We start from the raw sequence: 8,036 nt of genomic DNA, 5'->3' as shown, positions 1-8,036 counted from the left end.
CTATTTACCTTACATCAGTTCATGCGCATGTAAAGCCCTATTCGCTAAAATAATTCACAGGAGCCATTCTAAGAGGGCTTGTTTCTCACCCTTACTTTTGCTCTAACTACCACCTGAACGCCTTGCTGAGCGTTTCTGGTGGCGTATGGAAGCACTCTTTTTATTTTATCAACTTTGCAAAAATATGGCTGAAATCTAGCTTGACTGGTTTCAAGCATAAGGTGCGCTACGTGAATTCTGAAAGATTTTGAGGGGTATAACCGGCCAGAATTCACGTAGGAGCGTCAAAACAGGATCAACTCAGCGAGCTTTGATAGTGTGACAAGTCGGATGTATGCCAGCATCCACCATGTGGCAGTGCTCCGGGCGGTGAACGGCGGAGTGATGGTGTCGGGAGCTAGGGAAATCTTGTTCAAAATATCTGGCGCGGTCGTAGTCGTTCCGGATGTTGGCCATCAGCTGCAGTTCGTTGCCTGCGCGATAGAGAATTATTGTTTTACAGTTACTTAGGTTGTTTTCGGTGCAAAATTTATCGATGAGTATTTTTGATGGAGTAAGTAACGGCGGTGCGCTACGTGAAATCTGCGATTTGGCGGGAGGGTTTACCGGGGAGAATTAACGTAGCAGCACCACAAAAAATCGTAAAACGTAACGCAAACTTGCTTTACGCCTTCGACAACTGGCGCTATTATAATCTGTAACGCAACTCCGCTTTACGATTACCGGGAGCCGGATATGAAATTCAGACGACAGGAACGTTATTCTTATCACTGGACGCCAGCTAGAGAAGCATAACGGCGACTATCAGCGGCGTTGTGATTTCTATGCCGAACAGGACAGAATCCGTCGCGAGGAAACCGCACGGATATATAACGACCGTGCAAAACAGATTGATTTATTCAGTAACCGGAGTGACAAGTAATGAAATATCGTTGGTCAAAGCCCCGTAAAAAAATATCCGAAGCGGTAATAGCATTTTGGTACACTCTGGCAGTGTACGGAATTTACTTCCAGTCCAGATTTACAACCGAAAGTGTCACACGCATGAAAGATTTTATGGGTGAAACACAGGGCTTACTCTATGCCGTATACGGCCATTTATTAAATCCTCTCCTTACTATTACGGCAGGGTACACCGCATTATATCTGACGTTCCGCTTCTTTCGTCAGATCACGGAGAAAGGGGGGGAATAATGGCAACGGTAAACGTGAATGTGCGTATTGACGCAGAACTCAAGCAAAGCGCCGATGAAGCGATGCTACTTGCAGGAACGACACCAACACAGGCAATCACCCTGTTGTATCAGTATATTGCTGAAAACAAACGTCTGCCTTTTATCACTACCAAAATGATTCAAACACATATCGAACTGGAAAAGGAAGTATACTTACACTTCCATGAAGGCAGAACGATTCTGAAAAGGGTTTTACAAAGCATAGAGATTTGTGAAAATATTGAAGGCCAGGATTTTCTATATAATTACGAGCTTTTAAATAAGCTTCATACCTCCATGCAGCGAAAACTGCAATTGGTTGATGAAAATGTAGAACTCAGTGATTTATCTGCCGCATTAAAAAAATCTATTCTGATATGTGGAAACTTCACTAATTTTGGATATGGTAAAAAATTCTTCAAAGTGACTAAAGAAGAGTATGCCAATCTAAATGCAGAAGTCGATAAACTATGGAAAGTTGGAAAATTTAATTAACAGGGTAAAAACATGGGAAAACATATTAATGTCAGGCTTTTATTAGCAATATTACTTTCTGTCTCAATTTTCACAATACTATTCCGCATGAATGGAAGCAGTTTTGAATCATTTTTTATTTCTTTGATAATGGCTGCATCACCAATAATAGGTTATACTATAATCAATATTAGTAAAATAAATTACTTGCTAAGAATTCTTTTTTATATGTATTGTGCAAGCTTGGCTATGATATTTATATACATAACCGTTTAGACTCGTTAGCTTGAGAATATAATAGCCGCGAAAGCGGCTTTTTTGTGGCAGCTGGACAGGCTGGCCGTAACCCCTGCTTGGCAGTGCGGAGAATTTTACGGCCGAGGCCGTAATGCTTTCTGAGTCCTCGATAGCGCTGCGGGGCTTCCGGCGTGGAACGCCTCCCATGCGCTCTGCGCATCTAAAAGATGGACAGAAACACCTGAACGTCCAAAGTGGCGAGAGGATTACGTAACGACGGCGATTTGCCAGCAGTTCTGCGACCAGTTGTGCATCCGGAGAGGAAATTACGCCAGCATTTTTGAGCGTGGCCGCGCAGCTGCAGCTGACAGAATGCCAGCAATTCAACACGCTATAATCTGCTCTTACAGTAGGTGCTGAGCTTGATCACTGAGTCATGTTCACTATCAGCTAGAACAAATTTTTCCTCTCTGTCGGCTTTTCTTGCATCAATATTTTTATTCTTATTGATCGAATCAAGAATCCCTTTAAGTAGTATACCCACATCCTGAATTTTTGACTTTAATACACTATCAGTGGTGTTTTCATTTATATAGATGTCATTTAAGGCGTTTAAATGTTGTCTGGTCGTTTGCTCTGTTTGAATTGAGTCAATAGTTTTCTGATACATGTAATCTCCATTATGCAACATAAAAAAGGCCGCTGGCGCGACCTGATTAACTAGACTATGTATGGGACGATTTTTTTCGTTCCAGATAGCTTTCCCGAACTAACATTATCGGGATAATAACCATGAAGCATGAAGCAATCACGAGCATAACTGTTGCCGGATCGAGATTACTCGTATATTCGATAAGTTTGTAAAACAGTATGGCAATAAGGATAGCCCTAATCACATGTACCTCGCATGGCTGCTGGTAAGCTCGTAGTTGATAGTATCGGCTAGAGCCACGAAATCTTCAATAGACAAAACAGCCTTAACGTCCAGTGTGGTGAGAGGATTACGTAACAGGTACGGTTTGCCAGCAGTTCTGCGACCGGCTGTGCATCCGGAGAGGAAGATACGCCAGCATTATTGAGCATGGCCGCGAAGCTGAAACTGACAGAATGCCAGCAATTCATATAACATTTAGGCACATGCAACATTTTGTGGCGTGTTAGTTATTTGAGTGTCCATTTTGAACCAGCTGGAACCCATTGAGAATCAAGATTTATTGGTGAATGTAGTTGAGCGAACATATTCACTGACGTGTCAATATTTTTACAAACCTTGTGTGTAACGGCTATCACTTTTACTTCATCTTTAACAGATTGAGATTTACCGTAGTATTCGCAAGTATTGTCTACACTTCTAAATTTAATAGTCTGTAAACCATTTTTATAAATAGCGTTAATATTAATAACGTCAACACTATTATCATTGGATTTCATATCCTCTTGAGTTTTTATAGCTTCACCAATAAATTCCGAAGTTACATCCACAAAGCTTAACGCTTTCCCGTCAGCCCATAGATTATCGTTGTGACAAATCACGGTTTGATTTTTATAGCGCATGGCGCTACCTTCTTCCAGCGCATTACCATTACTATCACAACTATAAATATCACTTTTAGAAATCTTTATTGGTGCGCAGGGATCGACAATAGGAAATCCGACAGCAGACACAGCACAACTGACCCCAAGCATGATAATGATAGATGATAATTTAATCCCATAATCCATTTATAGATCTCCTGAGTCAAATTCTAATTAGGCGTTCACCGATTTAATTCTCTGTCTTTCAATAACTCTTCGTACAGTCCTGTTGTTCCCGGTTTAATCTCAATTTCTTTGATTTCAAAACTTTCCAAAACAGACTGTAGGTATTCGAGAGTTACAGAATAAGGATCAGGTTCAGCAAGATTGGTATAGAGGGGATCTTCCGATGAATGAATACTGAAATCTATGCACATGTGGAACCACTGAAGAGGAGCGTCCCAGCCAAGCATAACCTCAACAATTCCTTCATTGCTTTTTACTTCAAACCAGCGCTGACTCATATAATACTCCTTATTGCTATTGTAATTGGGCATTAATTGTGAGGCTAATTCTCATTCTACCGCACCTCGATTTGTTTTTTAAGCAAACTTTTTATCGTTTGTGTTGTGCAATATATCATAGCAAAAACTATAAGCATCATCATGAAAACAACATCAAAATCATATTTAACAATATAGAAAACACTACCTAACGCCGTAAGGCATAACATAATTCGCCAGAATATTAGTTTCTTCATTAACTCATTCATAACGTTACTTCCCTTCATTACTCTGACCATGAAGCGTAACACTCTGACGCTCAGCAAGGATTACGAGCGCCAGAACGCAGGATTATTCGTTATCGCTGAAAAGGCGGCTGATAAAGAAGGAGGCCACGAAGCAGATAACACCGACGGAAATAATAAATACATGGATACCGGATGCATACTGAGGAAGGATAACGCTCATTTCATTTGTAGAATTAACTGGAGCCTGCTCACCATCAAATATGAAACCAAACACAATCAATACGATACCAGCAAAGAAGGTACGTATGTGGATATATCCTTTTAGCCACTGAGCTACTTTGTTATATGGAAAGAGAATAAGGACTGCGAAAAACAAGCACAGTAAAAGGAACGCTAAAATAAAAGATAACATCGATTCCTCCAGGCTAACTTTTAGAAAAGGATTTACGAGTACATTTGTATCATACCAAGTCAGATCTCCCACTACCAGTAGAACTGGACGGAAACATTCGCGGCGGTGCGCTACATGAATTCTGCGATTTTACGGGAGGGTTTACCGGGGAAAATTTACGGAGCAGCACCACAAAAAAACCTCAAATCGTAACTCATGTTTGCTTTAAGGCCGCAAGCGCGGCCTTTGTAACTTTATAATTTACTTGCTTTTTATTACTGATGTAACTGGATTATAGATAATCGAGTTATCAGGAACATCTTTATTCACGAATGACATTGCACCAATAGTGACATTGTGGCCAATATTGACATCACCAATGATGCAAGAATGTGCTCCAATATCTACGTTATCTCCGATTACAGTCATACCGATCACTCCACAGGATGTTTTCCTTCCAATAGTCGTATTCTGACGAATATTAGCATTCTTTCCTATTTTGCATTCAGAGCGGATTACTATTCCAATATAATGATTAAGTTTCAGACCTTCGCCAATTTGCGCTTCGATACTAATGTCAGCTCCATATTTGCATCGCAAATTAGCATTTATCTTCCTAGCCCATTTTTGATACCGTTTGGATGGTGTCTGATTCATGTAATTAGCTAGTCTCCACCAAAAATAAAATCTTTTTTTATGACTAAAAAGAACACGATGTAGAACTTTAAACCAGGAAAATTTCTTTTCTCCATTTCTGTTTATAACTTCTAATCTCAAACACTCTTTAAGGTGGGTAAGTGCGTCTTCGTGAGAAGTGTTTACGTAAATGCTGTTATCGATCATCATAAAGCTCAATTTTATCAAGTGTAGTTTTTATTATTAACGGCTATCATTCAAAAAACTTTAATTGTATTGGTAGGATAATACGAAGGTTTCTACCGATTAGTTCTTGATTGTTATTTCACATGTTGCCATACAGACGAGGGGATTTTATCATATAACTTTTTCATTGTTAACTCAGCAAGACGATGATCAGCCGCAGAGTTGAAGTGTTCTAACTGATCTTCAGTTAGCTGGTATCTATTTCGCTCGATTACTTTCTCTAATGTATTAATGCAACTACAACGACGTAACCTCATTAACCAATCTATTTTGTTCATTACTAGGACTATTCCTATCAGTGTTTGGACTCTCGATAAGGGGATTTTAGGGCGTAGTAGCTGCCGTACCACCCCTGGAAACGACAGCTACTACTAATCAGTCCCAGCCCGGATACTGACCTGTAAAGATTATATAGGGATATTTGGTTTCATGAACAGAGAAAAGATAAAAAAATGTCATATCAAAAAATTTTATTGATATTGATTACGGCTTTAAGGACGCAGGTAATTCATCGTTGATCATGATTTCAGTCCTTTTGTTTAAGAGTGATGATACTGTTTCGAGTACAATTTTAAGCTCCTTTTCTGCTCTCTCCAATTCGCTGAGTTCTGACGGATTAAACCGGAATTTTTTGTACCTTTTATGTATTGCCAACAGTTGATCAGCTAACACATCGTCACGGCAGTAAAGATAGCACTCAGGAACATCCAAAACTTCAGCAAACCGACAAGCTTGTTGAAAGTTGGGGCTGTGTGTATCTGTCTCATAATGCGAGATTCTACTGACGGTCAGTTCATCGATACCAGCACGTTTTGCCAGTTCTGTCTGGGTCATGTGCGCCGCTTTTCGTGCTGCCTTCAATCGCTTACCAATCATGCCATTCCTCCGCAATCGGTATCGAGGGAGTTTAGGCGTATTAACACTGTGATTTTATATAGGAATTCTAACAATTTGCTGTTTATCTAACAATGTGGCCTAATATTATCGGCAGCAAAGCCTGATAGGTTTGATCGTTTAAACCGATCAATGTCAAAAGGATTGATCAATCAAAACAATTAGACGAAAGATCAAACAACCCTCAAACTTAGGGAATTAATAATCTTAAATATTCTAATAAACGTACTGCTTGGAGGGATGAGGCAGTGCGCTAGCTATTGCATTTCAATATCTTAAGACATTCGGAGGCCTCTATGCAGGATACATTTACCGATGCCTGGTATCTTCTGCGCTGCCGTCAGAATTATTGGAAAACCATACAGCAGAACCTTAATGAAGCAGGACTTAAAACTTGCTGCCCATTAATTTTAGAACGTAGACGACGGAGCGATAAAAAAAATGCCTACAGACTCATAAACTCACCGGCGTTTCCTGGTTATATCTTTGTAAGATTCAACCCTGCCAATATCCATACCACCGCAATTAAACGCATACCCGGAGCGATGGATTTTGTCAGATTTGGGAACGAAATCGCAACGATATCTCAAGCCGAAATAGAAGCCTTAAAGCTTGTTCATTTTGAACGCCCGCAAGAGAAAATTAATCTACCCAGCGAGTTGAAGAAGAAGATAGAAAAAATTACGTCAGCAGAAGAACCAGCTGTTCGCATTGACATTTTATTTTCGATGCTGGAGTTACCTACACGTACATCCCGGAGCAACAATGCCTAAAGTTAAACCGAAAGCAAAATACTCAAATAACGTTTATATCGCAGCAGAGCCGCGACAGAAGCTTGAAGAACTCTGCACAGAAATCGGTTACGAGCGTAGAAAAAACATGCCAGCGTCAGCATTCGTAAGATACCTTATCGAAAATTTTGGTGAGCAGGCAAACAAGAAAATCCTCAAAAACAGCGACAATTAACAAAACAAAGGTCCGGCCATGATCTCTACAGCGACTTTTCTGGCGCTGGCGATTCAGTGCGCTCCTGATGTTGCCCCTGATACTTTATCCCGGATAGTTAAAACCGAGTCTGGTTTTAATCCGTGGGCAATTGGAGTTGTAGGTAAGTCGCTTAAACGCCAGCCACAAACGAAAGAAGAAGCGTTAGCAGCTGTCAAACAGCTTGTTAAGGAGAATGCTAATTTCAGTATCGGTCTAGGGCAGATAAACCGCCAGTATTTTGATGCCGATAATGCTGAAGCAGTGTTTTCTCCATGTACAAATTTGAAAATGAGTTCGAATTTATTAAAAGATTGTTACGCCAGAGCCTTAAAAGGTTCGGGTGATGAACAACAGGCTCTTTTGAAGACATTTTCATGTTACTACAGCGGTAATTATACAAGGGGGTTTGTAAAGGAAAATAACGGTACTAGCTATGTAGACAGAGTGGTAGCCGTAAATACAACCGGTATTAAGGTTCCCGCTTTAAATGATAATGGAATACCTGAACAGTCTCCCAGACAAGAACGGCCGACGTATGATGACTGGGATGTTTTACAGCAGTATCCAAAATACAGCGTTCCAACGCAAAGCAATAGCGCACCAACGCAAGGCATAAGCGAACCGTCTGTTGGTAAAACTCAAGAGGAACAAACGGATGTTAAAAGTTAACTATATGAATAAGTCAGCATTT

At 40.3% G+C, this 8,036-nt stretch carries 12 protein-coding genes; 6 read left to right on the top strand and 6 right to left on the bottom strand.

Annotated features, from left to right (window positions below; genetic code table 11):
• Nucleotides 1-1,044 precede the first annotated feature (1,044 nt).
• Both ACOJS8_RS04325 and ACOJS8_RS04320 read left to right on the top strand, forming a co-directional pair.
• The gene (locus tag ACOJS8_RS04325; RefSeq protein ID WP_420147302.1) at nucleotides 1,045-1,194 is read left to right on the top strand and encodes a hypothetical protein; all 150 of its coding nucleotides are present in this window, start codon (nucleotides 1,045-1,047) and stop codon (nucleotides 1,192-1,194) included.
• Nucleotides 1,194-1,709, top strand: coding sequence for a type II toxin-antitoxin system RelB/DinJ family antitoxin (locus ACOJS8_RS04320; RefSeq protein ID WP_420147301.1), 516 nt, complete (start codon nucleotides 1,194-1,196; stop codon nucleotides 1,707-1,709). Before ACOJS8_RS04325 ends, ACOJS8_RS04320 begins: the two co-directional genes overlap by 1 nt.
• Nucleotides 1,710-2,316: 607 nt before the next feature.
• Here the strand turns inward: ACOJS8_RS04320 and ACOJS8_RS04315 are convergent.
• The 3 genes from ACOJS8_RS04315 to ACOJS8_RS04305 form a co-directional block, all read right to left on the bottom strand.
• Nucleotides 2,317-2,595 (bottom strand): hypothetical protein, encoded by a 279-nt coding sequence (locus ACOJS8_RS04315; protein WP_420147300.1) that lies wholly within the window; start codon nucleotides 2,593-2,595, stop codon nucleotides 2,317-2,319.
• Nucleotides 2,596-3,086: 491 nt separating this feature from the next.
• Nucleotides 3,087-3,647 (bottom strand): hypothetical protein, encoded by a 561-nt coding sequence (locus ACOJS8_RS04310; RefSeq protein WP_420147299.1) that lies wholly within the window; start codon nucleotides 3,645-3,647, stop codon nucleotides 3,087-3,089.
• Nucleotides 3,648-3,682: 35 nt separating this feature from the next.
• Complete coding sequence (locus ACOJS8_RS04305) at nucleotides 3,683-3,964, bottom strand: hypothetical protein (RefSeq protein WP_420147298.1); 282 nt, start codon at nucleotides 3,962-3,964, stop codon at nucleotides 3,683-3,685.
• A 276-nt stretch (nucleotides 3,965-4,240) separates the two neighbouring features.
• Between ACOJS8_RS04305 and ACOJS8_RS04300 the strand changes: the two genes are divergently transcribed.
• Nucleotides 4,241-4,516, top strand: a complete 276-nt coding sequence (locus tag ACOJS8_RS04300; RefSeq protein WP_420147297.1) for a hypothetical protein — start codon at nucleotides 4,241-4,243, stop codon at nucleotides 4,514-4,516.
• 327 nt (nucleotides 4,517-4,843) lie between these two features.
• Here ACOJS8_RS04300 and ACOJS8_RS04295 read toward each other — a convergent pair whose 3' ends face one another.
• From ACOJS8_RS04295 to ACOJS8_RS04285, 3 genes are all read right to left on the bottom strand, one after another.
• The gene (locus ACOJS8_RS04295; RefSeq protein ID WP_420147296.1) at nucleotides 4,844-5,428 is read right to left on the bottom strand and encodes a serine acetyltransferase; all 585 of its coding nucleotides are present in this window, start codon (nucleotides 5,426-5,428) and stop codon (nucleotides 4,844-4,846) included.
• 110 nt (nucleotides 5,429-5,538) lie between these two features.
• Complete coding sequence (gene hha, locus ACOJS8_RS04290; RefSeq protein ID WP_420147295.1) at nucleotides 5,539-5,742, bottom strand: hemolysin expression modulator Hha; 204 nt, start codon at nucleotides 5,740-5,742, stop codon at nucleotides 5,539-5,541.
• Nucleotides 5,743-5,947: 205 nt separating this feature from the next.
• Entirely contained in the window at nucleotides 5,948-6,340 is a 393-nt protein-coding gene (locus ACOJS8_RS04285; RefSeq protein ID WP_420147294.1) for a helix-turn-helix domain-containing protein, read from the bottom strand.
• A 314-nt stretch (nucleotides 6,341-6,654) separates the two neighbouring features.
• Here ACOJS8_RS04285 and ACOJS8_RS04280 point away from each other — a divergent pair, with 314 nt between their 5' ends.
• From ACOJS8_RS04280 to ACOJS8_RS04270, 3 genes are read left to right on the top strand one after another with little or no spacing between them, the layout of a single operon-like run.
• Nucleotides 6,655-7,131, top strand: coding sequence for a transcription termination/antitermination NusG family protein (locus ACOJS8_RS04280; RefSeq protein WP_420147293.1), 477 nt, complete (start codon nucleotides 6,655-6,657; stop codon nucleotides 7,129-7,131).
• A complete protein-coding gene (locus ACOJS8_RS04275) occupies nucleotides 7,124-7,324 on the top strand; it encodes a hypothetical protein (RefSeq protein WP_420147292.1) in 201 nt (66 codons plus the stop codon). The genes ACOJS8_RS04280 and ACOJS8_RS04275 overlap by 8 nt, the downstream gene beginning before the upstream one ends.
• Nucleotides 7,325-7,342: 18 nt before the next feature.
• On the top strand, nucleotides 7,343-8,014 hold the full coding sequence (locus tag ACOJS8_RS04270; protein ID WP_420147291.1) for a lytic transglycosylase domain-containing protein: 672 nt from the start codon (nucleotides 7,343-7,345) through the stop codon (nucleotides 8,012-8,014).
• Nucleotides 8,015-8,036 lie beyond the last annotated feature (22 nt).

This window comes from Spirosoma sp., assembly GCF_048594605.1.
Taxonomy (GTDB): Bacteria; Bacteroidota; Bacteroidia; order Cytophagales; family Spirosomataceae; genus Spirosoma.
This window is presented reverse-complemented; position numbering and strand designations above follow the sequence as displayed.